The 24515-nt window shown below is 71.1% G+C and carries 22 protein-coding genes; 20 read left to right on the top strand and 2 right to left on the bottom strand.

Going from position 1 to position 24515, the window contains the following annotated elements:
- Positions 1 to 177 precede the first annotated feature (177 nt).
- The 3 genes from EXU48_RS07535 (at position 178) to EXU48_RS07525 (ending at position 4309) form a co-directional block, all read left to right on the top strand.
- Complete coding sequence (locus tag EXU48_RS07535; RefSeq protein WP_133107009.1) at positions 178 to 3558, top strand: phosphodiester glycosidase family protein; 3381 nt, start codon at positions 178 to 180, stop codon at positions 3556 to 3558.
- A gap of 86 nt (positions 3559 to 3644) precedes the next feature.
- A complete protein-coding gene (locus EXU48_RS07530) occupies positions 3645 to 3887 on the top strand; it encodes a FitA-like ribbon-helix-helix domain-containing protein (protein WP_133107008.1) in 243 nt (80 codons plus the stop codon).
- A complete protein-coding gene (locus EXU48_RS07525) occupies positions 3884 to 4309 on the top strand; it encodes a type II toxin-antitoxin system VapC family toxin (RefSeq protein ID WP_133107007.1) in 426 nt (141 codons plus the stop codon). Before EXU48_RS07530 ends, EXU48_RS07525 begins: the two co-directional genes overlap by 4 nt.
- Before the next feature lie 27 nt (positions 4310 to 4336).
- Here EXU48_RS07525 and hisN read toward each other — a convergent pair whose 3' ends face one another.
- Positions 4337 to 5155: a histidinol-phosphatase gene (gene hisN, locus EXU48_RS07520; RefSeq protein WP_133107006.1), complete on the bottom strand. Its 819-nt coding sequence runs from the start codon at positions 5153 to 5155 to the stop codon at positions 4337 to 4339.
- A gap of 292 nt (positions 5156 to 5447) precedes the next feature.
- On the opposite strand from hisN, the gene EXU48_RS07515 reads away from it, so the two are divergent.
- From EXU48_RS07515 to EXU48_RS07435, 17 genes are all read left to right on the top strand, one after another.
- On the top strand, positions 5448 to 6161 hold the full coding sequence (locus EXU48_RS07515) for a metallopeptidase domain-containing protein (protein ID WP_133107005.1): 714 nt from the start codon (positions 5448 to 5450) through the stop codon (positions 6159 to 6161).
- Positions 6162 to 6174: 13 nt separating this feature from the next.
- The gene (locus EXU48_RS07510; protein ID WP_133107004.1) at positions 6175 to 6564 is read left to right on the top strand and encodes a hypothetical protein; all 390 of its coding nucleotides are present in this window, start codon (positions 6175 to 6177) and stop codon (positions 6562 to 6564) included.
- 22 nt (positions 6565 to 6586) lie between these two features.
- Complete coding sequence (locus EXU48_RS07505) at positions 6587 to 7348, top strand: IclR family transcriptional regulator (RefSeq protein ID WP_133107003.1); 762 nt, start codon at positions 6587 to 6589, stop codon at positions 7346 to 7348.
- A gap of 109 nt (positions 7349 to 7457) precedes the next feature.
- Positions 7458 to 8687 (top strand): DUF4185 domain-containing protein, encoded by a 1230-nt coding sequence (locus EXU48_RS07500; protein WP_133107002.1) that lies wholly within the window; start codon positions 7458 to 7460, stop codon positions 8685 to 8687.
- A 78-nt stretch (positions 8688 to 8765) separates the two neighbouring features.
- Complete coding sequence (locus EXU48_RS07495) at positions 8766 to 9467, top strand: FadR/GntR family transcriptional regulator (RefSeq protein ID WP_207947657.1); 702 nt, start codon at positions 8766 to 8768, stop codon at positions 9465 to 9467.
- Positions 9468 to 9520: 53 nt separating this feature from the next.
- Entirely contained in the window at positions 9521 to 10798 is a 1278-nt protein-coding gene (locus EXU48_RS07490) for an ABC transporter substrate-binding protein (protein ID WP_133107000.1), read from the top strand.
- A gap of 85 nt (positions 10799 to 10883) precedes the next feature.
- Entirely contained in the window at positions 10884 to 11804 is a 921-nt protein-coding gene (locus EXU48_RS07485; protein WP_133106999.1) for a carbohydrate ABC transporter permease, read from the top strand.
- Positions 11805 to 11814: 10 nt separating this feature from the next.
- A complete protein-coding gene (locus tag EXU48_RS07480) occupies positions 11815 to 12624 on the top strand; it encodes a carbohydrate ABC transporter permease (protein WP_133106998.1) in 810 nt (269 codons plus the stop codon).
- 16 nt (positions 12625 to 12640) lie between these two features.
- On the top strand, positions 12641 to 13462 hold the full coding sequence (locus EXU48_RS07475; protein ID WP_133106997.1) for an SDR family NAD(P)-dependent oxidoreductase: 822 nt from the start codon (positions 12641 to 12643) through the stop codon (positions 13460 to 13462).
- Positions 13459 to 14733 carry an enolase C-terminal domain-like protein gene (locus tag EXU48_RS07470; protein ID WP_207947656.1) on the top strand — a complete coding sequence of 425 codons (1275 nt, stop codon included), beginning with the start codon at positions 13459 to 13461 and terminating at the stop codon, positions 14731 to 14733. Before EXU48_RS07475 ends, EXU48_RS07470 begins: the two co-directional genes overlap by 4 nt.
- Before the next feature lie 34 nt (positions 14734 to 14767).
- Positions 14768 to 15808 carry an acetylxylan esterase gene (locus tag EXU48_RS07465; RefSeq protein ID WP_133106996.1) on the top strand — a complete coding sequence of 347 codons (1041 nt, stop codon included), beginning with the start codon at positions 14768 to 14770 and terminating at the stop codon, positions 15806 to 15808.
- Positions 15805 to 17883 (top strand): glucosidase family protein, encoded by a 2079-nt coding sequence (locus EXU48_RS07460; RefSeq protein ID WP_133106995.1) that lies wholly within the window; start codon positions 15805 to 15807, stop codon positions 17881 to 17883. The genes EXU48_RS07465 and EXU48_RS07460 overlap by 4 nt, the downstream gene beginning before the upstream one ends.
- 5 nt (positions 17884 to 17888) lie before the next feature.
- Positions 17889 to 18971: an aldose 1-epimerase gene (locus EXU48_RS07455; RefSeq protein ID WP_133106994.1), complete on the top strand. Its 1083-nt coding sequence runs from the start codon at positions 17889 to 17891 to the stop codon at positions 18969 to 18971.
- A 32-nt stretch (positions 18972 to 19003) separates the two neighbouring features.
- The gene (locus EXU48_RS07450) at positions 19004 to 19843 is read left to right on the top strand and encodes an SMP-30/gluconolactonase/LRE family protein (protein WP_133106993.1); all 840 of its coding nucleotides are present in this window, start codon (positions 19004 to 19006) and stop codon (positions 19841 to 19843) included.
- 73 nt (positions 19844 to 19916) lie between these two features.
- Entirely contained in the window at positions 19917 to 20642 is a 726-nt protein-coding gene (locus EXU48_RS07445; protein ID WP_235856891.1) for a succinate dehydrogenase cytochrome b subunit, read from the top strand.
- Position 20643: 1 nt separating this feature from the next.
- A complete protein-coding gene (locus tag EXU48_RS07440; protein WP_133106992.1) occupies positions 20644 to 22599 on the top strand; it encodes a fumarate reductase/succinate dehydrogenase flavoprotein subunit in 1956 nt (651 codons plus the stop codon).
- Entirely contained in the window at positions 22596 to 23342 is a 747-nt protein-coding gene (locus EXU48_RS07435; RefSeq protein WP_133106991.1) for a succinate dehydrogenase/fumarate reductase iron-sulfur subunit, read from the top strand. Before EXU48_RS07440 ends, EXU48_RS07435 begins: the two co-directional genes overlap by 4 nt.
- 126 nt (positions 23343 to 23468) lie before the next feature.
- Here the strand turns inward: EXU48_RS07435 and EXU48_RS07430 are convergent, their stop codons facing one another.
- Positions 23469 to 24500, bottom strand: coding sequence for a hypothetical protein (locus EXU48_RS07430; RefSeq protein ID WP_133106990.1), 1032 nt, complete (start codon positions 24498 to 24500; stop codon positions 23469 to 23471).
- Between the last annotated feature and the right edge of the window lie 15 nt (positions 24501 to 24515).

The following is a 24515-nucleotide window of genomic DNA, read 5'->3' as shown; positions in this document are numbered from 1 at the left end:
GCAGCGGGAGGTCCCGGCCGGGCGGACGCCGATGAGCGGGCGAGGCGTCACCGCGGTGCCGCGCGCTGCACACCCGCCGTTCACCGCCGGGCCGCCGGGGGGCAGTAACGTGCAGCCCAGTGTTCACGTGGGCCGGACCCCGGCCCCCGCCACGGATCGCGCCATCGAAGGAGAACCGTGCCCCTGTCCACTCGACGACTCATCGCCGCGCTCGCCGGCGCCGGACTCCTGCTCACCGGGCTGGTCGCGCCCGCCACGGCCGAACCCGCCCCGACAGCCCTGGTCCGCCCGGGTGACTCGGGCGGTCTCGATCTCGACGCCGACGGGTCCGTGCTGCATGAGGTCTCGACCCGGCCGATCGCACCCGGACTGGACCTGACCAGCTTCCAGCGCCTGGAGGACCAGGGCTGGACCACCGGCAACATCCTCGTGGCGGACCTCACCGAGCCGACGCTGAGCATGCAGGTGCTCGACTCCGGCACCACCACCGCGCCCGCGACGGTGCTGGACCAGGTGGCCGGCACCGGCGCGGTCGCCGCCGTGAACGGCAACCACTTCGACATGAACTACACGAACGCCCCGATCTTCACCACCATCAGCGGCGGTGAGGTCATCAACGGCTACTCCCAGCCGTACCCGGCGTTCACGATGGCCGACGGCGTCGCGGCGATCGAGTACCTGTCCGCCGCCGGGACGCTGGCGGCGGGCGGCGCCACGCACGAGCTCGCCGGCCTGAACCGGGCAACCCTGCCCGCGAACGGCATCGGTGCCTACAACGAGCGCTGGGGCGACGCCTCGCTGGACCGGCCGGCCGGCGTGCCCGGCGAGACCGACGTCGCGACCGCCGTCGTGCGGGACGATGTGGTGACCGCGGTCGCGGACGGGACCGGCACTGCGGGCGTGCCGGCCGGTGCCCAGGTACTGCTCGGGCGCGGCACCGGGGCGGCCATGCTTCGGACCCTCGAGGTCGGTCAGGCCGTCGAGATCAGCATCAGCCCGAGCTCCGACGTGGACCTCGGCATCGGCGGCAACGTGCCGCTCGTGCTGGACGGCGAACTCGCCGACTTCCCGGACGAGGCCGTCGCGGCCCGCACCGTGCTCGGCCTCACCGAGGACGGAAGCGAACTCCTCGTCGCCACCGTGGACGGCCGCAGCGCCACCGCCCGCGGGCTCACCCGGATCGAGATGGCCGAGCTCATGATCGACCTCGGCGCGTACAACGCGGTGAACATCGACGGCGGCGGCTCCACCACGATGGTCGCCCGGCCCGCCGGCGGCACCGAGGTCGAACTCGTGAACACTCCCTCGGACGGCTCGGCGCGAGTGGTCGCGAACTCCCTCGCGTTCTTCTCCTCGGCCGACGCCGAGCAACTCACCGACGTGTCCGTGCGCCCGCTCCTGGACGATCCCGACGCCCACAACATCGTCCCCGGCCTGACCCGAACGGTCGAGGGCGTCGGCCTCTCCGACCAGCTCGCCGGGGTGCCGACCCGGGGCCTGATCACCGTCAGTTCACCCGGAGGGGCACCGAGCGGGCGGGACGCGAACGCCGTGGTCACCGAGCGGCAGCGCACCGGTGCCGTGCTCACCGGCGTGACCCCGGGCCCGGTCACGGTCAGCTACCGGGCCGCCCGGCTGACCGGCACCGCCGAGCTCACCGTGCTGGGGCCGCTCGACCACATCACCACGTCGCGCTCGCAGATCGCCCTGGACGGCGCGGGAGCGACCGCGACCGTGTCCCTCGACGCCCATGACGGCGACGGCTTCTCCGCACCGATCGAGACCGCGGACGTCACCGCGAGCGTCACCGAGGGCTTCACCGTGGAGCCCACCGGCCCGGCCGTCTACACCGTGAGGGCCACGACCGGATCCGGCTCCGCGCTCGTGACCTTCGAGGTCGCCGGCGAGATCGTGCAGGTGCCCGTCACCGTGGGGCTGACGACGGCGCCGATCACCGACCTGACCGACGGCGCCTCCTGGCGGTTCGAGCAGGCCCGGGCCTCCGGCACGCTGACCACGGCCACCGGGCCGGACGGCCAGCCCGCGCTGCGGCTGCAGCACGACTTCACGACCTCGACGGCGACCCGCGGCTCCTATGCGGTGGCCCCCGCCCCGATCGTGATCGACGGGCAGCCGCAGGCGATCACGATGAGCATCGACGGCGACGGCACCGGCGCGTGGCCTCGGCTCCAGGTGCGCGACGGCGACGGCGTGGTCCGTCAGCTCGACGGCCCGCTGATCACCTGGGACGGCTGGCGGGACGTCACCTTCACCGTGCCGACCGGCGCCCCGTACCCGCTCACCCTCGAACGGGTGCGCATCATGGAGACCCGGTCCGCCGCGAGCTACCACGGCGACATCAGTTTCACCGACATCAACGCCGTCGTCGCCCCCGACGTGGACCAGCCCGAGGCCACCCCGGTGCACGACCCGGTGATCGTCACCGACGGTGACGTGACGGGCTATGCGCAGCAGATCGCGGTGATGTCCGACGCTCAGTTCGTCGGCCGGAACCCCGACTCGGACATCGTGGCCGCCGCCCGGCGCACGCTCGCCGAGATCGTGGCCGCGGACCCGGACCTGCTCATCATCAACGGTGACCTGGTCGACGAGGGCGCTCCGATCGACTTCGCCCTGGCCCAACGGGTGCTGACCGAGGAGGTCGGCGACGCCGTGCCGTGGCTCTACGTGCCCGGCAACCACGAGATCATGGGTGGCTCGATCGCCGAGTTCGAGGCGGCGTTCGGCCCGGCCCAGCAGGTCACGGATCTCGGCGCCACCCGGATCATCACCCTGGACACCTCCGCCGGGTCGCTGCGCGCCGGTGGGCTCGACCAGATCCGCATGCTCGAGGAGGCCCTGGACGAGGCCGCCGCCGACCCGGCCGTCACCGGTGTGGTGGTGTTCTTCCACCACCCCACCGAGGATCCGCTGCCCGGGGACGCCTCACAGATCTCCGACCGGCACGAGGCCGCCGCCGTGGACGCGCTGCTGGCGGACTTCCGGGCCACCAGCGGGCGGTCGGTCGCGGTGGTCAACGCCCACGTGGGCGCGTTCCACGCGCGCAGCTTCGACGGCGTGTCCAACGTCATCAACGGCAACTCCGGCAAGTCCCCGGCCTCGACGCCGGCCGACGGTGGCTTCACCGGTTGGACCCTGCTCGGCATCGACCCCGACGCCGGTGTGGTCGGGGCGGACCCGACCCCGGTGGCGGACCGGCTCGCCTGGCTGCGCGCCGAGGTGCGCCCCCGGGTCGACGCGCTCGCCCTCGACCTGCCCACCGAGCTGACCGTGGGGCAGGTGGCCCAGGTGACCGGCACCGTGACCCAGGATGACGGGCGGGAGGTCCCGGTCGCGTGGCCGATGAGCGCGGACTGGTCCGGCGAGAGCGTGACGATCTCCGACGGAACCGAGGGCGCGATCGAGCCGGCCGCGCAGGTGCTCCACCTGAACCCGGCGACCGGTGAGGTCACCGCCGTCGCACCCGGCACTGCGACCGTGGTGCTCACGGTGAACGGGGTCAGCGACGAGGTCGTGGTGACGGTCACGGGCGCGTGAACGGCCCAGACAGCCCAGACCGCACGAACCGTTCAACGACGTCACCGGACTGCTAGCATTATGCAGGCACTCGGAGGTGATCGCAGATGGCGACGGTGACGATCCGAAATCTGGATGATGAGGTGGTCGACGCACTGAAGAGGCGTGCGAGTGCGAGCGGCCGCTCGATGGAGAGCGAGGCGCGACGCATCCTGGCCGACGCTGTCGGTACCGATGAGGCAGGTGCCGGCGGGCTTGGTTCACGAATTCGTGCGAGGTTCGCCGGAACAGGTGAGTTGCCGACGGAGCGCGCGGTCGACCTCCCGCGAGAGGTCGACCTCGACGCGTGATCGTCCTCGACACCAACGTCATCTCGGAGATGACCCGTCCGGCCCCGGACCCCGAGGTGCTCCGGTGGCTGGACGATCTGGAGCCGGGCGAGGCGTACCTGACCGTGGTCACGGTCGCCGAACTCCTCGACGGTGTGGAACGGATGCCCACCGGCCGGCGACGCTCGGAGTTGGCGGCCTCGGTTGCCGACCTGGTGGATCTGGACTTCGTCGGCCGGGTGCTGCCGTTCGACGTGGCGGCTTCGTTCCGGTACGCGACAGTGCTTTCGGTGCGGCGCGGGCTCGGGCGGCCGATCGGGATGGCCGACGCCATCATCGCGGGGATCGCCCTGGAGGCGGGGGCGACCCTGGCCACGCGCAACACCCGGGACTTCGACGGTGTCGGTCTCCCGCTCGTGAACCCCTGGACCGCTCCCGGTTGACGGGCCAACGGTGTGGGCCGTCGGCCGTCAGTGGCGGTGCAGGTGGGCCAGCGTGGTGTCGTGCAGGTGTCCGTTGGTGGCGACGGCATTGCCACCGAACGGGCCGTCCACGCCGTCGAGCGAGGTGAACCGGCCGCCGGCCTCGGTCACGATCGGGACCAGCGCGGCCATGTCGTAGACCTCGAGGTCGGGTTCGCAGGCGATGTCCACCGCGCCCTCGGCGACCAGCATGTAGGACCAGAAGTCGCCGTAGGCGCGGCTGCGCCAGACCGTGGACTCCAGGGAGAGGAACTCGTCGAGCAGGTCGGCGTCCTCCCAGCCCCCCAGGCTGGAGTAGGACAGCGAGGCGTCCTCCAGGTCGCTCACCGCTGACACCGAGATCCTGCTCGCCGCCGACAGGGAGCGCCCGGTCCAGGCGCCCGAACCGTTCGCCGCCCACCATCGCCGGTTCAGGGCCGGGGCGCTGACCACCCCGAGCACCGGCCGGCCCTCGTCCACCAGGGCGATCAGGGTGGCCCACACCGGGACCCCACGGACGAAGTTCTTGGTGCCGTCGATCGGGTCGATCACCCACTGGCGGGCACCGTGACCGGTGATCCCGAACTCCTCGCCGAGGACCGAGTCACGCGGGCGGGTCCGGGAGAGCTGGGCCCGGACGATCTCCTCCGCACTGCGGTCGGCGTCGGTGACCGGGGTGGTGTCCGGCTTCGCCTCCACGTGCAGATCCTGCGCCTTGAACCGGGCCGTCGTCTGGGCGTCGACCTGGTCCGCGATCACATGCGCGAGGCGGAGGTCGTCGTCGTACCGGGGCCGCCGGGCGGCTTGGGCTGCACTGTCGCTGCTCATATCAGGCAACATATCGGTTGGCCGTCGAGCACCGGGACAGGCGCCCCGGGCGTCGGGCATCGGGCGTCGGGCAGGGCAAGACTGCACGTCAGGCTGCCCGATCGGACCAGACCGTCGGAGGCCTGAGCGCCACCATGGTGGGGTGAGCCGTCCAGGGTCGCTGGGACGAGAACCTGAGAGCCAGGTCGCTCGAGAGCCCCACCGGGGCCACGAGCGCCGGATCGGGCCGGCCGAGCGCGAGGCGGACCGGGTCCGTACGGGAACCGCCCCGATGACGTCGGCGGACCTCCGCATGCTCCAGCGCACTGCCGGCAACCGCGCGGTCCAGCGCGCCCTCGCGGGCGTGCGCGCGCCCGGAGCGGCCCCGATGGTCAGCCGGCAGACGACCCGCACCCCGATCAGTGAGACGACGGACACCGGCAACCAGTACACCCAGGATCTGCTGCTCAACAAGACGGCGCACACGATCGAGATCTCGCTCGGCATCAACTGGGTGAGGCAGGGGACCTGGGCATCGGACGCCGCCTACGAGGCGTTCATCAGACGCGTCAAGACGGCCGCCTACTCCTACCTCGACAACAAGTTCAAGGTGGTGTGCACACCCAACTCACCGGCCGCCGGATCCGCTCCCATCGAACTCCCCATCACGTTCATCCTCTACAACTACGCGACCGGCTACACGATCGACGCACACGGCGGGACGCCGGGCGCCGGAAGCGCCATGGCCACGGCCGGTGGCCACGTCCACGAGTTCCGGGCCGACGGCACGGCGGAGGTGGACATCACCTACGCCCACGAGTTCGGCCACGCCGTGCTCGGTGCCAGCGACGAGTACGCCAACCCGGCGGTGCCGGGACGGGTCCTCACGAATGACCACAGCATCATGGCGAACTACTATTCCCAGGGAATCCCGCAGGCGAAGTTCAAGGCGCGCCACTTCCAGCACATCGTCACGGAGGTCGCGAAGGCGTTCGCGGGGTATACCTGTTCGCTGAGACCGATGTGATGAGGGAACCGAGATGATCCTGCGCTATCAGCGTGGACACGAGATGTCCGGCTATCTGAGGCTCGCCGTGGACGCGGACGGAACGGCCGAGGCGACCTCGTCCGGGCGGGGAGACCTCGACCGGCGAAGCGGATCCGGAACGTTGACGAGCGAGCAGGGTCGACGTCTCGGCGACGCCGTCGATCGGGCCGGTCTCCGCGAACTCACCGGTTCGACCAGGAACATCGGGGACGACGAAGTCCCGATCGTGGTGAGCGTGGACTCCCGGGAGGTCCTCCTGTGGGCCGAGGACGCCGCGGCGGTCCCGGGCTTCGGAGAGTTCGAGAGCACCGTCCGGGACCTGGTCGACGTCCTGCTCGCCGGCTCGGCCGAGGACGACGACGGCGCACCGGCCGCGCAGTGACGTCACCGGGCCCAGGGGAACGATGACCGAGCAGTCCCCGATCGGCAGTGTCGACAAGGCCCTGCTCGTGCTGACCGAGCTCTCCGCCGCGGGTCCGCGCGGCCGGAGCCTGGCCGACCTGGCCGACGCGGTGTCGGTGTCGAAGTCGACGCTGCACCGGACCCTCGCCGCGCTGCGGCACCGGCACTTCGTGGCACAGGACCCGGTCAGCGGGTGGTATCGGCTCGGCACCGCCGCGGTGGATCTCGGCGCCACGTTCATCGAGGGGGACAACCTGCCCGCCCTACTGCACCCGATGCTCGAGAGCATCCGGGACGCCTTCGACGAGCTGTGCCAGCTCGGGGTGCTCGACGGGACCGACATCGTGTACGTCGACAAGGCCGAGCCGGCGCACGCGATCCGTGTCTGGAGCGCCGTGGGGCGCAGGATCGCGGCGATCACGACCGCGCTCGGCCGGTCCCTGCTCGCCGCCGGGGAGGTCGACCGCCGGCTCCTCGGCCGGCTCGCGCCACCGGCCCGGTTCACGCCGGAGGAGGTGCAACGCTCGTGGGAGGCGGTGGTCAACGCGCGGCTCGACGGCTACGCCGTGGAGCGGGGCGAGTCCGAGCCGGGGATCGGGTGTGTGGCGGTGGCGCTCCTGCGTGCGCGCCGACCGGTGGCTGCCGTGAGCGTGACGATGCCGCTCGAACGACTCGAGGACCAGGCCCCCGAGCTCGGCCGGCGGCTGCGCCAGGTGGTCGAGGCCGAGTTGCCCAGCTCGCTCACGCTGCCCCCGACGCTGTAGCACCCTTGACCGGCGACCGGCCATCCTGGAATGCTCGTCCCGAAACCTGGAAGCTGCGTTCGCGTATGCGGAACGCGGACCGGTCGGTCAAGGCGAAGGAGCCACGATCATGCGTCCCCCCACCTCGTCAGCCGTGCGCGCCCGGACCGGTCGTCGCGGACCCGCCGCCACGGCGGCCGTCGGGCTGGGCCTGAGCGCCCTGCTGCTCGGTGCGCTGCCCGCTCAGGCCGACGGCGGACCGGGGGGAGGCGGCGACGCCGGCTGCTCCCTCGACCGCGTCGCCATCGACCCGTCCGCGCAGGTGCACGAAGGGCTCACGGACGCCTTCACCACCTACGGGGATTCGGGCGAGGGCTGGACGGGCGGCGACTCGACATACTCGGTGCCGCTGGACGGCCGGCGGACGGCCTGGATCTTCTCCGACACCTTCCTCGGTCCGGTCAACCCCGACGGATCCCGGCCCGAGAGCACGCCCTTCCTGAACAACTCGTTCGTGATCGAGGACCGGGGTGCTCTGAGCACGGCCTCCGGCGGTACCCCGGAGGCGCCGGAGTCATTGATCCCGCCGCCACCGGAGGGCGGCGGCTGGTACTGGGTCGGGGACGGCGCCACGGACGGTGACGGGAACCTTCAGCTGGTCGCCCTGAGGTTCTGGTACGGCGGCGGGGGCGCCTTCGACTTCGGCTGGGAGTCCAACCACCTGGCCACGTTCGACTCGGACACGTTCGAGCGGCTCGACTTCGTCGACCTGCCCTCGGCGGCCGGGGTGCAGTGGGCCAGCTGGCTCCAGCGGGACGGCCGCCACACCTACATCTACGGCGTCGAGGACCTGGGCGCGTCCAAGTACCTGCACGTCGCCCGGGTGGTCGGCCGGGACCTGGACGGCGCGCCGTGGGAGTACTGGGACGGTACCGGCTGGTCGGCGACCGAGACGGACACGGCCCGAGTCATGGACGGGGTGGCGAACGAGTACAGCGTCACCCCGCTGCGCGACGGCTACCTGCTGATCACCCAGGACACCCACGAGATCTTCTCATCGAAGATCGAGGCCTACGTCTCGTGCTCCCCGACCGGCCCGTTCACGCCGCTCGGCACCGTCTACCAGATGCCCGAGGTCGGTGCGGCCGGCTCCTACGGCGACCCGAACATCTTCGCCTACAACGCGCACGAGCATCCGGAGCTGCGCACCCGTGGCGACCGGATCGTGGTGACCTACAACGTGAACAGCTTCGACTCCAGCGACCTGTACGAGGACGTCACGATCTACCGGCCGCGGTTCGTGGAGATCGACCTCGGCCTGCGCCCCGACTGCGGCCGCGGGCTCGGCCGCTGCGGCTGACCTCGCCGGGTCACAGTTTCATATCGGACGGCGTCATCCGCTGGTCGGAGCAGGTTCTCTAGTGATTAGATGACTTGCATGGCACCGCAGCCGGACGTCGCGAAGAGGGCGAACCTCTCCAGTGATCTGGCGCGCGCCGTCGTGCGGCTGGTGAACGACCGTGGTCTGCAGCCGGGGGACCCGCTGGACTCCATGAAGGTCCTCGCCGCCCGGTTCGAGGTCGCCGTGCCGACCATGCGGGAGGCCATGCGCCGGCTCGAAGGGCTCGGTGTTCTCGAGTTCCGGCACGGGTCCGGGGTCTATGTCGGTGCCAACGCCGGCCGGCGGGTGCTGGCCAACCCGCTCTCGCCGCGGCCGGACTCCGATCAGCTCGTCGAGCTCCTGGAGGCGCGCCGACAGATCGAGCCGCAGCTGGCGATGCTCGCCGCGCAGGTGCAGGAGCCGCTCGCCATGAGCTGGATGGAGCAGGCGCTGGAGCGGTCGCGCCGGCTGGTCGCCGAACGCGACGAGACGCTCTGGCTCTCGAACCTCGACTTCCACCGCGCCGTCGCCGCCGCGGGCGGCAACAGCGTCCTCGCCGAGGTCCTCGACTCGATCGTGCTGGTCCACGGCGAGGAGCAGAAGGAGATCCTCCGGCTGCACGGCGACGCCGTCGAGGACTACGCGGAACACGCCCGGATCGGCGCCGCGGTCCGGGACGGCGATCCCGAGCGGGCCCGGGACGTCGCCTTCACGCACCTCGACCACGTCGTCGAGGTGATCCGGGCCCGGATCGGCTGACGCACGAACCACCACAACCCGAGCACCATCAAACCCCACAAAGAGGTGTATCCATGAGGAAGAAGACGACCCTGGCGGCCGCCGTGCTCACCGCGGCCGCGTTGACCCTGGCCGCGTGCTCCGGAGGCGGAGACGGTGACAACGGCGATGGGGGCGAGGGCGGCGATCCCACCGAAGCCGTGCTGAGCTTCTACACCGACAAGGCCGCGTGGGAACCCTCCTTCGACGACATGAACGCCGCGTCCGAGGGCACCACCGCGACCCTGGACTTCACCGGCTACTCCGACCCCACGGCCTACGACGCGTTCATCAAGCAGTCGTTCCGGACCGATGACAAGCCGGACCTGTTCACCTGGCACACCGGTGACTCACTCGCCCAGCTCGTCGAGGAGGGCCTCGTCGCGCCGACCACCGAGATCTGGGACGCCGCGATCGCGAACGGTGACGTCACCGAGGAACTGGCGGAGAACTACACGTTCGAGGGCGAGCAGTACTGCGTGCCCCTGAACGTCGTGTACTGGGTCATGTACTACAACAAGGCGGTCTTCGCGGAGAACGGCATCGAGGTGCCGACCACCTGGGAGGAGTTCATGGCCGCCGGCCAGACCCTCGTCGACAACGGCCAGGTGCCGCTGCACCAGATGAACATCATCTTCGAGTTCGTCTGGTTCCAGGCGATCCTCGCCGGCCTCGACCCCGACGCCTACAACGGGCTCTCGGACGGCAGCGTCAGCTACACCGACCCGGTGGTGGTCGAGGCCATGAACATCTGGCACGACATGCAGTCCGACGGCTTCTTCATCGACCCGGGGGTCACGACCGACCCGCAGACGCTGCTCCAGACCGGTGAGGTCGCGATGGCGTACTTCGGCACCTTCTTCACCGGGCAGCTGACCGACCTCGGCATGGTCTCGGACACCGACTACGGGATCTTCACCCTGCCGAACGTCAGCGCTGACCTGGACGACACCTCGGTGGTCGTCGAGACCGGCCCGCTGTGCGTGGGTGCCGGCAGCGCCAACGAGGCGGCGGCCCTGGACTACAGCGCCTGGTGGATGGGCGTCGACGCCCAGTCCGCGTGGAGCGAGTCCCGCGGTGACGTCTCCTTCAACCCCGGTGCCACGGTGACCGACACCGCCCTGGCGACGGTCACCGAGCAGGTCAACGGTGACGGCTTCCTCCAGCTGCGCCGCTACCTGGAGGCGACCCCGACCCCGATCTACACCGTGGCCTCCGAGCAGTTCGGCGCCTTCGTGACGAACAACGGCGACCCGATGGCGGTCCTCGAGGCCATCCAGGCCGAGGCGGACGCGTACTGGGCCGAGAACTGACCTGCTGGTGGGGTCCGCCGCCCCAGCCCGGCCGCGGACCCCACCAGCGATCCATCGACGCCCGAGAGAAGGAGGGTGCGCTCGCATGTCCCTGCCCACCGCGCGGCAAGCCGACCTGGTCCCGCAGCAGCGCCGACCCAAGAACCAGTTCTGGCTCTCCAGCATCGGCTTCGTGGCACCCGGCGTCCTGCTCGTGGCCGTGGTGCTCTACCTGCCGTTCCTGTGGACCACCTACATCAGCTTCACCGAGTACAACGGCCTCGGTGACCCGGAGTTCATCGGCATCGAGAACTACCGGGACATGTTCGCGGACCCGGCGTTCCTGAACTCGGTCCTGAACACCCTCTACTGGGTGGTCGGCACGATCGCACTGCCGGTCGGTCTGGGCCTGTTGATCGCCGTGCTCAGCCACGGGCTGCCGAATGCGACCCTGTTCCGGCTCCCGTTCCTGATCCCGTACGCACTCTCGGGGGTCGCGGTCGGGGTGATCTGGTCCTTCGTGCTGCAGACCAACGGTGCGCTCAGTCAGGCGCTCGAGTTCTTCAACCTGCCGGGCTCGGAGTTGCGCTGGCTGCTCGATGCGCCGCTGAACACGTTCGTCATGATCGGGGCGTCCACCTGGCAGGGCGCCGGCGTGAACGCACTGCTGTTCGGTATCGGCCTGCAGTCCATCCCGAAGGAACCCCTGGAGGCCGCCCGGGTGGACGGTGCCAGCGGCTTCACGCTGTTCCGGACCATGACCTGGCCGATGCTCGCCCCGCTCACCACGGTGGTCGTGGGGCTCTCGATCGTCGGCAGCCTGAAGACGTTCGACATCATCTGGGGCATGACCAAGGGCGGCCCCGGCCGCGTCTCGGAGACACTCGCCCTGACCATGTACAAGGAGACGTTCGTCAACAACGCCTACGGTCTTGGCGCGGCGGTGGCCCTGTTCCTGACCGTGGTCACGGTGCTCGCCTCCATCCTCTACCTGCGTCGGCAGCTCGCCCACTCCAGGTCGATCTGAGGGGGCGGCCATGATCGCACGCAAGATCGTTCTCGCCATCCTCGGCCTGCTCTGGCTGGTGCCGGTCTACCTGCTGCTCGCGAACGCCTCGAAACTGCCGGCGGAGTTCGGCGACTACGGGCTCTGGGAGCCCGGCAACATCGGCGCCCTGCTGACGAACATGGCCGACGCCTGGGACCGCGGCCGGCTGTCCCAGGGCATCGTCTCGACGGCCATCTACGCCGTCGTCTCGCCGATCATCGCCGTGCTCATCGGTGCCGCCGCCGGGTTCGCCATCGTGGCCCTGCGGCTGCGGAACGGGTTCTTCTGGTTCGTGGTCATCTTCGCGAGCACGATCTTCCCGCTGCAGATGATCCTGATGCCGCTGTTCGTCGGGTACGCCGAGACCGGCCTGTTCAACACGCGGGTCGGCATGATCCTGGTGTACACGGTGATCGCGACCCCGTTCTCGGCATTCGTGATGCGCAACTTCTTCACCGGGATCGCGCACCAGGTGTTCGAGGCGGCGGTCATGGACGGGGCGTCCACCTGGCGGATCTTCTGGCGGATCTACCTGCCGATGTCCACCAGCGCCCTGGTCGCGATCTTCATCCTGCAGGCCACGTTCATCTGGAACGACCTGCTCCTGGGCCTGACCCTGACCCAGTCCTCGGAGATCCGCCCGGTCATCACCGCGCTGTCGGCGTTGCAGAGCACCTACGGCGGATCGGCCATGTCCACGGTGCTGGCCGGCGGGCTGCTCGTCTCGTTGCCGACCGTGATCCTGTTCCTGGCCACCCAGCGCGCGTTCTCCCGGGGTCTGTCCCTGGGCCAGTTCTGAGAAGGCGGAGGTTGACATGAGCGAACCGATCGCGGTGCCCGACGGCGCAGGGTCGGCCCTCGTGGTCGCGGTCACCGGGGGAGCGGCCGGGATCGGGGGCGCGGTCGTGGCCCGGCTGGCCGGTGACGGTGCGCGGGTGTACGCCCTCGACACCGATGCCGACGCCCTCGCGCGGCTCGAGCAGCCGCGCGCCCCGGGAGAGATCGTCGGGGTCGAGGTGGACGTCACCGACGAGGCCGCCATGACGACGGCGTTCGGGACCATCGCCGCGGACGGTGGCGTGAGCGCGCTCGTCTGTGCCGCCGGCATCCAGACCTACGGCACCGTGGACGCCACCCCGATGGAGACCTACGACCGGGTCATGGCGGTCAATGTGCGCGGCGCGTTCCTCGCCGCGCACCTGGCCGTGCCGCAGATCCGGGACCACGGCGGTGGTGGCATCGTGCTGGTCTCCTCGGTGCAGGCCTACATCGCCCAGCAGGGCGTGGCGGCCTACGCGGCGACCAAGGGCGCCCTGCTGTCACTGACCCGGGCGATGGCCGTGGACCACGCGGCGCAGAACATCCGGGTCAACGCGGTCTGCCCGGGGTCGGTGGACACCCCGATGCTGCGCTGGGCCGCCGGACTGCACGCGCACGGCCCCGACGAGGTGGACGCGATCGTCGCCGAGTGGGGCCGCTCGCACCCGCTGGGCCGGGTCGCCCGGCCCGGGGAGGTCGCGGACGTCGTGGCCTACCTGCTGAGCGAGCGGTCCTCGTTCGTGACCGGTGCCGACATCAAGGTGGACGGCGGCCTCACGGCGGGCAACGCCGTCGTGCTTCCCGAGGAGGACCAGTGAGCGACCTGAGGATCGCCGACATCCGCGCGACCACCGTCACGGTGCCGCTCGAGGCGCCGCTGCGGCACTCGAACGGGGCCCACTGGGGCCGGTTCGTACGGACGATCGTGGAGATCGAGACGAGCAACGGCCTGATCGGCCTCGGTGAGATGGGCGGCGGCGGGCAGGGCGCGGAGCAGGCGATCCTCGCGCTGAAGCCGTATCTGCTCGGGCACGACCCGGCCGCCGTCGAGACGCTCCGGTTCATGATCGCGAACCCGACCGCGAGCCTGTACAACAACCGCACCCAGCTCCTGGCCGCCGTCGAGTTCGCGTGCCTGGACCTCCTCGGCCAGCACGTCGGCCTCCCGGTCCACGACCTGCTCGGCGGGAAGGTCCGCGACGAGGTCGAGTTCGCGTCCTACCTGTTCTACCGGTACCCGGGGCGCGACGGGAGCGGCGAGGTCCGGACGATCGACCAGCTCGTCGACGAGGCGAAGGCGCTCAAGGCCAAGCACGGCTTCCGGGTGCACAAGCTCAAGGCCGGGGTGTTCGACACCGACTACGAGCTGGCCGGCTACCGTGCTCTGGCGCAGGCGCTGCCCGAGGACCGGTTCCGCTACGACCCGAACGGCGCGCTCAGCGTGGAGGCCTCGATCCGGTTCGCGAAGGCGATCGAGGACCTGCCCAACGACTACCTCGAGGACCCCGTCTACTCCCTCACCGGGATGCGCCGGGTCCGGGAGAACACCCACGTCCCGCTCGCCACGAACACGGTCGTGGTGAACTTCGAGCAGCTCGCCGCGAACGTGCTCGACCCCGCCGTGGACGTGATCCTGCTGGACACCACGTTCTGGGGCGGGATCCGGCCGTGCATCCGGGCCGCCGGGATCTGCGAGGCGTTCTCCCTCGGGGTGGCTGTGCACTCCTCCGGTGAGCTCGGGATCCAGCTCGCGACCATGCTGCACCTGGGCGCGGTGGTACCGAACCTGGTGTTCGCCGCGGACGCGCACTACCACCACCTCACCGACGACATCGTCACCGGAGGCCTGCGGCCCTACGTCGACGGGAAGATGGCGGTGCCCACGGCGCCCGGCCTCGGGGTCACCCTGGACCGGGACAAGGTCGCCGAGTACGCCGAGCTCTACCGCGAGCTCGGTGGCTACCCCTACGACCGGGATCCCGGCCGGCCGGACTGGTACCCGCTGCTGCCGAACACCTCCTACGCCGACCACACCGTCGAGGGCGTCCCGGACGCCCTGGCCGCGGAGTACGCCCGATGGCCCTCCTGACCACCGCCACGGTCGGCGGCGAGGGGAGGCGCTGATGGTGCAGTTCGACCTGCCCCTGGAGCAGCTGCGGACCTACCGGAACCCGCGGCCGGCACCACCGGGTCTGGCCGAGTACTGGGACCGGACGCTCGAGGAGTCCCGGGCCGCGGCCGGTCCGGTGCGCACCGAGCGGGTCGATGCCGGGCTGCGCACGGTCACCTGCGACGACGTGAGCTTCCCCGGTTTCGCCGGCGAGCCCGTCCGGGCCTGGTGGCTGGTGCCCGACGGCGTCGCGGACCCTGGCACGGACGGTGGCCGTCCCGTGGTGGTCGAGTTCCTCGGCTACGGCGGCGGACGCGGCCTGCCCCACGAGCGCCTGATCTGGGCCAGCCACGGGTTCGCCCAGCTGGTGGTGGACAGCCGCGGCCAGGGCGGCATCTGGAACACCGGGGACACCCCGGACCCGCATGGCTCCGCCGCGGGATCCGTCGGCCTGCTCACCAAGGGCGTCGACCACCCCGACCACCTCTACTACCGCCGGCTGCTCACCGACGCCGCGCTCGCCGTCGACGCGGTCGCCCACCTGCCCGGCGCGGACCCGAGCCGGATCGCCACGGTCGGGCACAGTCAGGGCGGCGGGCTGGCCCTAGCCGCCGCGGCCCTGAACCCGGCGGTGGCAGCCGTCGGAGCCCGCGCGCCGTTCCTGTGCGGGATCGCCCGGGCCGTCGAGGTCACCGACGCCGAGCCGTACGGCGACCTCGCCCGCTACCTGGCCGTGCACCGAACCCGCGTTGAGGAGGTGCTGGCGGTGCTTGATCATGTCGACGTCTCCTTCCTCACCCCGCGGCTGACCTGCCCCACGTGGATCTCGGTCGGCCTGGCGGACGCGATCTGCCCGCCGTCGGGCATCTTCGGTGCGATCAATGCCATCGAGGCGGTCGCACCCGAGGTCCGCACCTGGCCGTACGGCGGCCACGAGGCCGGCGGCGCCCACGACGACGCGCACCTGGCCGGCTGGCTCGCCGACCGCCTCCGCCGGGCGGCCGCCGGCCCGGAAACCCTGCCCGCGAAACTCCCGACCCAAGGACAGCCGTGACCCACCATCTCGTCCCGAACTGCGCGGACCTCGCCGGCGACGTCGTCGTCGACGCCTTCGACGACATGGTCAACCCGCCCGGGCTGACCAACCACTGGGCCACCGCCCAGGTCGACCACGACGTCGTCGCCGTCCGGAGCCTGAACGTCCCGCCCGTCTCGCAGGGTGACTCGATCTCCGGCCAGCTCTACCTCGGGGGCCGCCTGGCCCGGTCCTACGGCCGGCCCGTGAACGTGCGCTGGCGCCCGGACCGGGTGGAGCGCACCACCACCATCGACGACTGGGAGATCAGCACCGTCACCGTGTGCCCGCCCGGTGAACCGGGCGTCGTCGTCGAGATCGAGGTGACCGAGACCACCGGCGCCGCCCGGGAACTGCGGCTCGGCGTGTGGCTCGCGTCCACGGTGACGAAGCAGGCCGGGCCGTGGCGCTCCGCCGAGCCGCCGCAGGCCGCGAACACCCTCACCCGGACCGGCACCCGGGTCGTCGCGACCGACGGCAGCGCCACCGCGGTGCAGGAACTCGTCCTGCCCGACGGCGTCCGGACCGTGGACGGTCCGGCGCACCTCGTCGAGGTGGTGGCGCAGGTGCCCGCGGGCGCCACCGTCGCCTTCGGCTACGTGCACGCCGTGGCGGCGGACCCGGGGGAGGCAGCGCAGGTCGCGGACCGCCTGGCGGCCGGACTGCCCGACGCGGCGCGGGCCAGCGAGGCCGAGTGGGACCGGCAGATCGCGGCCATGTTCGACCCGGACGACGACGAGTTCGGCGGCTCCCTGCCGCTGCTCGAGACGAGCGACGACGCACTGCGGCGGCTGTACTGGTGGGGCGCCGTCGGAGTGCTGTGGTTCAAGCGGGACAACCCGGCCTCCGTGCTCGGACGCACCTACGACACCCTGATGCCGCGGTACTGGCAGACGACCACGTTCATCTGGGACTACTCGCTGTCCTCCCAGGTGCACGCGCTGCTCGACCCGGGCGTGATGCGCCGCCAGATCGCGCACTGGGTGGGCCTGGACATCGACAAGCACTTCGGCACCGAGTGGCTCACCGGCGGCCCGGTCGGCTACTGGTACTCCGTCAACCACTACGCCATGACCCGGCTCGTGCGCGACTACGTCGCGTTCACCGGGGACCGTGCCTTCCTCGACGAGGCCCTGACCGCGGCCGACGGCGTCACGCAGCGACTCGCCGACGACGTCCGGATGTGGGCCCGGGCCTGGCACCGGATCCGCTCCGCGAGCGGCCTCGCCGACTACGGCGAGATCGACAACCTGCTCGAGTGCGTCAGTTCCTACGTGCACGAGGTCGCCAGCCTGAACGCCGCGAACGTGTGGTGCCTGCGGACGGCGGCCGACCTCGCTGAGCTCGAGGGGGACGCGCAGGAGGCGGCGGTGCTGCGCGCCGAGGCCGAGGACCTCGTGGGGAAGGTCAAGGACCTGTACCTGCCCGGCTCCGGGTACTTCCATGCCCGCCAGCCCGACGGCTCGCTCGTCCCGACCCGGCACTGCTACGACTTCGCGACGGTCGGCACCACCATCGCCGCGGACCTGCCGGAGCGGGTCCGTGACGAGATGGTGCGGTTCTTCACCGACGAGCTGCGCACCCCGTCCTGGATGCGGGCGCTCTCGCCGTTCGACGCGGACGCCGGCTACTCGCTGCGCGCCGACCATCAGTGGAACGGCGCCTACCCGGCCTGGCCGCCGGACGCGGCTCGGTCCGCGATCGCGCTGGGCCACCCCGAGGTGGTCCTGGAGTGGCTGCCGGGCCTGGCCCGGTCGGCGAACCAGGGGCCGCCCGGGCAGGCGCACTTCGTCGAGGAGGCCGCCGAGCCGGTCAACGGGGGTGCGCGCAAGACGCCGCCGCAGTTCCCGTACCTGATCGACTGGTCCTGCTCCTCGGCCGGCTCCTGGGTGGAACTGGTGATCTCCGGGATCTTCGGGGTCCACGTGGCCTGGGACGGCACGGTGTCGGTGGACGGCTGCGTGGAGCAGCTCGATCCGCAGGCGGCGCTGCGCGGCCTGCGGGTCGGTGGCGTGAGCTACGACGTCGTCGGCGACCGGCTGCGAAGGAGCTGAGCGCGATGGGCGAGCGTCCGACGGGTGCCGATGGTGCGGACAGTGCCGACAGTGGAGGTGATGTCGTCGCCGGGGGCGCCGCGAGCGAGACCGGGGTGGCGCGGGTCGTCCTCGACCAGGGCTGGCACGGCGTCGTCCTGCGGACCGCCGCGGCCGAGCTCACGGTGCTGCCCGAGAAGGGCTGCGATCTCGTCTCGTTCGTCGATGCCCGGACCGGCGTGGACGTGCTGTTCCGGGCGCCCTGGGGTATCCCGCCGCGCGCGACCGGGGCCTGGAACGCCGTCGACGAGCCCCAATGGCTGGAGCGCTACCCCGGCGGCTGGCAGGTGCTCTGCCCGAACGGGGGCGCCGCGTCCCCCGCGCCCGGTGGAGGCACCTGGGGTTTCCACGGCGAGGCCTCCCGCATCCCGTGGCAGGTCACCGGCACCGGGACCGACGGCGACACCGCGTGGTTGCGGGCGCAGACCCGGCTGACCGCGGCCCCGCTGCGCCTGGACCGGACCATCCGGCTCACCGGGGCCGCCGTCGCGATCACCGAGACGCTGGAGAACACCGGGCCGGACGCGATCGGGGTGATGTGGTCACACCACCCGGCGTTCGGGGCGCCGCTCCTGGGCGCCGGGGCGCGGATCAGCACCGGCGCCGGCACGTTCGTCGCCGACGAGCTCACACCGGGAACGCACCTCGGCTCCGGCGCCCGCGGCGCCTGGCCACGGGTGGTCGCCGCGGACTCCTCGACGCGGGACCTGTCCGTGGTCCCCGGCCCGGGTGAGCGGGTCGCCACGTTCGGCTACCTCACCGATCTCGGGCCCGACGGCGCCTGGTACGAGATCTCGAATCCTCGCCTCGGACTTGGCGTGCGGCTGTCCTGGGACGCGGCCGTGTGGCCGCACGCGTGGTTCTGGCAGGAGATGCACGCCAGCCCCGGGCACCCGTGGTGGCGGCAGGCGTACGTCTGCGCGATCGAACCCGCCAGCACGATCCCGGGCCACGGCGTGGCCGGGGCCGCCGGCGCCGACCTGCTGCACCTGACCGGCGGCGAGCGCCGGACCGCGACGATCGCGGCGAGCCTGGTCGAGGCGGGATGACCCGACGCCGACCCACAAGGAGGTAGGACGCGATGGCGACGGTACGTGTGTTCCACGACGGGACCCTGACCGACCCGCAGCTGGATCACCCCGAAGGGATCGCGGTGCATCCCGACGGCAGCATCTGGTGCGGCGGTGAGGCGGGCCAGCTCTACCGGATCGACCCCGACGGAGCCACGCTCGAGGTGGTCGCGACCACCGGCGGCTTCATCCTCGGGGTGAGCCTCACCCCGGGCGGCGACGTCCTCTACGCGTGCGACCTGAAGGCGCGTGCCGTGCACCGACTGCACGTGGCCACGCGGGTGGTCGAGGTGTTCAGCACCGGCGGGGACCGGCCGTTCGTGACCCCGAACGCGATCGCCGTGGCCGCCGACGGCACGGTCTACGTCTCCGACTCCGGTGCGCAGGGCGAGCCGGCCCCCGGCGTGTACCGGTTCGCACCGGACGGCACCGGCGGCCTGTGGTACCCCCACGACCTGGACTTCGCGAACGGACTCGCGCTGACGCCGTCGGGCCGGGACCTGTACGTGGCGGAGACGTTCGCGTCCGCGATCACCCGGATCGCGATCGACGCCGACGGCGGCCCTGGACGGGCCGAACGGGTGGCGCACCTGCCCGGGGTGCTGCCCGACGGCGTCGCGGTGGGACCGGACGGCGCCGTGTACGTGGGGTGCTACGAACCGTCGCAGGTGCTCCGGGTGGACCCGGCCGCCGGATCGGTGACGACCGTGGCGGCCGACCGGACCGCGCACCTGCTGTGTCACCCGACGAATGTGGCGTTCCGCGGCGCCGACCTGTTCACGAGCAACCTCGGCCGGTGGCACGTGAGCCTCATCGAGCGGGTGGTGGACCTCGGGCCGCCCTCCGCGTGAGAATCGCGACAGTCCGTCACCTCCCGGCCGGCCCGTGTCACGCGCACCCTCGGGAAGGGCTAAGTTAGACGCCGTGGCAACGCGTACGGTGAGTTCATCCCCCAGGGCCGGATCGGTGTGGAGGTCCACACCACTGCTGAAGGTCGCGATGGCGATCAGCGGCCTCGTCCTGATCCTGTTCCTGCTCGCGCACATGTACGGGAACCTGAAGGTCTTCGAGGGCCAGGACGCTTTCGACAGCTACTCCCACCACCTGCGTGAGCTCGGCGAACCGATCCTGCCGTACGGGGGAGCGCTCTGGATCATCCGGGTCGTCCTGCTCGCGGCCATCGTGGTGCACGCCGTATCGGCGATCATCCTGTGGCGCCGGGCCCGGAGGGCGACCGGGGGCAAGGGTGGGGCCCGCTACGCCAGCTCGAAGGCACCGCGGGGCGCGCAGCGCAGCTACGCCTCGTTCACGCTCCGCTGGGGCGGGGTCACCATCGCGCTGTTCGTGATCTACCACCTGCTCCACCTGACCACGAACACGATCGCCCCGGGCGGGGCCTCGGACAGCCCCTACGAACGGGTCGTGAACGGCTTCAGCATCTGGTGGGTGGTGCTCAGCTACACGATCGCGCTGATCGCCCTCGCGTTCCACCTGCGGCACGGGATCTGGGCCGCGATGGCCACCCTCGGTGCGAACACCAGCCCGAAGCGCCGCAAGAACCTCAACATCGTCGCGGTCGTGGTCGCGGCCGTGATCGTGGTGGGCTTCCTGATCCCGCCCTACGCAGTTCTCCTCGGATTGGTTGGTTGATTTGAGCAGCGTCAGCGACACCCAGTACTTCACCGTCGGTGAGCCGATCGCCGACACCAAGGCGCCGGACGTTCCGATCAACCTGATGTGGGACGAGCGCCGGTTCGAGGCGAAGCTGGTCAACCCCACCAACCGCCGCAAGCGCTCGGTCATCATCGTCGGGACCGGGCTCGCCGGCGGGTCGGCCGCAGCCACCCTCGGCGAGGCCGGCTACCACGTCAAGAACTTCTGCTACCAGGACTCCCCACGCCGCGCGCACAGCATCGCCGCGCAGGGCGGGATCAACGCCGCGAAGAACTACCGCAACGACGGCGACAGCGTGCACCGGCTGTTCTACGACACGGTCAAGGGCGGCGACTACCGTTCGCGTGAATCCAACGTGTACCGCCTCTCCCAGGTCAGCGTCGAGATCATCGACCAGTGCGTGGCGCAGGGGGTTCCGTTCGCCCGTGAGTACGGCGGCCTGCTGGACAACCGATCCTTCGGTGGCGTGCAGGTCTCCCGGACGTTCTACGCCCGCGGGCAGACCGGCCAGCAGCTGCTGCTCGGCGCGTACCAGGCCCTCGAGCGCCAGATCGGCGCCGGCAACGTCGAGATGTACACCCGCCACGAGATGCTCGACGTGGTCCTCGTCGAGGGCCGGGCCCGCGGCATCGTGGTCCGGGACATGGTCAGCGGCGAGATCGAGACGCACATGGCCGACGTCGTGGTGCTCGGCACCGGCGGCTACGGCAACGTGTTCTTCCTCTCCACGAACGCCATGGGCTGCAACGTGACCGCGACCTGGCGGGCGCACCGCAAGGGCGCCTACTTCGGCAACCCCTGCTACACCCAGATCCACCCGACCTGCATCCCGGTGTCCGGGGACTACCAGTCCAAGCTCACCCTGATGAGCGAGTCGCTGCGCAACGACGGCCGCATCTGGGTGCCGGTCCAGGCCGGTGACGACCGCGACCCGCGGCAGATCCCCGAGGCCGAGCGGGACTACTACCTCGAGCGCCGGTACCCGGCGTTCGGCAACCTGGTCCCCCGCGACGTCGCCTCCCGGGCCGCCAAGCAGGCCTGCGACGAGGGCCGCGGCGTGGGCCCGGGCGGGCGCGGGGTCTTCCTCGACTTCGCCGACGCCATCGCCCGGCTGGGGCGCAAGGCGGTCGAGGCCAAGTACGGGAACCTGTTCGAGATGTACGCGCAGATCACCGGCGAGGACCCCTACGTCACGCCGATGCGGATCTATCCGGCCGTGCACTACACGATGGGCGGGCTCTGGGTCGACTACGACCTGGAGTCCACGATCCCGGGCCTGTTCGTGATCGGTGAGGCCAACTTCTCCGACCACGGCGCGAACCGGCTCGGGGCCAGCGCCCTCATGCAGGGCCTGTCGGACGGGTATTTCGTGCTGCCGAGCACGATCGCGAACTACCTGGCCGATGCCCCGTTCGAGGCCGCGGACTCCACCCACCCGGCCGCCGTCGAGGCCACCGACGCGGTGCGTGAGCGCGTCCAGCGGCTGCTGAGCATCAACGGCACGCGCACCGTCGACTCCTTCCACAAGGAACTCGGTCACATCATGTGGGAGTACTGCGGGATGGAACGCAGCGCCGAGGGCCTGACGAAGGCGATCGGGCTGATCCGGGCGCTGCGCGAGGAGTTCTGGACGAACGTTCGAGTCACCGGTGCCAACGAGGAGCTGAACCAGACGCTGGAGCGGGCCGGCCGGGTGGCCGACTTCTTCGAGCTCGGCGAACTGATGTGCATCGACGCCCTGCACCGCGAGGAGTCCTGCGGCGGCCACTTCCGGGCCGAGCACCAGACCCCCGACGGCGAGGCGCTGCGTGACGATGACAACTTCGCCTACGTGGCGGCGTGGGAGTTCGGCGGCGACGGCGGCGGGCCGGTGCTGCACAAGGAAGACCTGGTCTACGAAGCGATCGAGATGAAGCAGCGGAGCTACAAGTGAACATCACGTTGCGGGTGTGGCGTCAGCGCAACAGCGACGACGCCGGGGGGATGCAGACCTACCAGGTCACCGACGTGTCCCCGGACATGTCGTTCCTGGAGATGCTGGACGTCCTCAACGAGAACCTCACGATCGCGGGCGAGGACCCGATCGCCTTCGACAGCGACTGCCGCGAAGGCATCTGCGGGATGTGCGGCCTGGTCATCAACGGCCTGGCCCACGGCCCGAAGGAACGCGTCACCACCTGTCAGCTGCACATGCGCTCGTTCTCCGACGGCGACGTGATCGACGTCGAGCCGTGGCGGGCCGAGCCGTTCACGGTGATCAAGGACCTGATCGTCGACCGCGGCGCCTTCGACCGGATCATCCAGGCCGGTGGCTTCATCACGGCACCGACCGGCACCGCGCCGGACGCGCACGCCGTGCCGGTGCCGAAGGCCGACGCGGACGCCGCGTTCGACGCCGCCACCTGCATCGGCTGCGGCGCCTGCGTGGCGGCCTGCCCGAACGGATCGGCGTCCCTGTTCGTGGCCGCCAAGGTGACCCACCTCGGGCTGCTCCCGCAGGGTCAGCCGGAGCGGCACTCGCGGGCGCTGGATATGGTCGCCCAGGCCGACCTCGAGGGTTTCGGCGGCTGCACCCAGATCGGCGAGTGCACGGCCGCCTGCCCGAAGGGCATCCAGATCGACCTGATCTCCCGCCTGAACCGCGACGTCCTCGGCGCCCTCACCCACCGCGCCTGAACCCACCCCCACCGCGCCTGACCCCACCCCCCCCGCCCCGTCCACCCCCAGATGTCGCTGAGATCGCACGTGCGGCATTGAGATCGCACCGTCGGGTGGTGCGATCTCAGTGTGTGGAGTGCGGGGTCACGGGCGGAACAGTTCGGCGCGGGCGCGCAGCGCATGCACGGAACCGACGGGCAGGAACTGCGTGATCCGGTCGAACACGCGACCCGGCCGGGACAGATCGTCCCAGATCACCCGGACGACCTCGGCTCCGGTCGCGCGGATCCGGTCCTCGCGCACCTTCTCCTCGCTGACCACGCGGGCGGCGTCGGGGCCCGCGCCGAGGTACTTGAGGAGTCCGTCGAACTCGGTGTGGATCGTGACGAGCCGTTCCGACCCGTCCGATCGGGTCACGTTGAGGTACCACGCCATGTCGGTGTAGTACGTCTTGTCCTCGGCCGGGACCGGGCACTGGCAGACCGGGACCGGCAGGCCGCGGGCGAGCGCGAGCCAGCGGACCGCGGACTCCCCGGCGGACTCGGCATAGGGATCGGCGAGTGCGATCAACGCGCGGGCCTGCCGCCGTCCTCGGCGCATGTCGGGCTGCTCGAGGCGCTCGAGCAGCCCGTCCCGGACCTGCGCGGTGCGGCGGTCGGTGCCCGGTCGATCCTCCCGGTCAGGCCGGACGAGGATCCGGAGCGCACTGTCGACGACGATGAGCGCGTCCCGCGGGTGCAGGATCCGGGCACAGTCGAGGATGGTCCGTTCGAGGGTGGTGACGGGCAGGCCGTTGACCACCGTCCGTTCGGGCTCGGGGATCACGCCGACGTGCCGGAACAGGTCCTTCGTGTGTCGCGGACTGGGGTTGCCATCCTGGAACAGGTGGACCTTCTCGTCGATCCGCCAGTACGCGCAGCCGTGCAGGAGTGCGGCGGACGTGTGACCGAACACGTGGTCGCGGGAGAGGACCCGCGCGGCAGCCACGCAGCGACCGAGGCCGTTGGCGCGGTTGCGTCGCCATCGTGGTGCGTTCGGGTCCACGATCGCGAACGCACCGGTCCGGACCTGCGTGAGCCGGCCCTCGGCGAGCAGCCGGGCGCGTACGCTCGCGGTCAGCTCACCGGTGAGGAAGGTGCGGGGGAGGTTGGGCGGGACCGGGACGTCATCGGACATCCCCGCACTCTGGCC

The organism is Occultella glacieicola (genome assembly GCF_004353825.1).
Taxonomy (GTDB): Bacteria; Actinomycetota; Actinomycetes; order Actinomycetales; family Beutenbergiaceae; genus Occultella; species Occultella glacieicola.
This window is presented reverse-complemented; position numbering and strand designations above follow the sequence as displayed.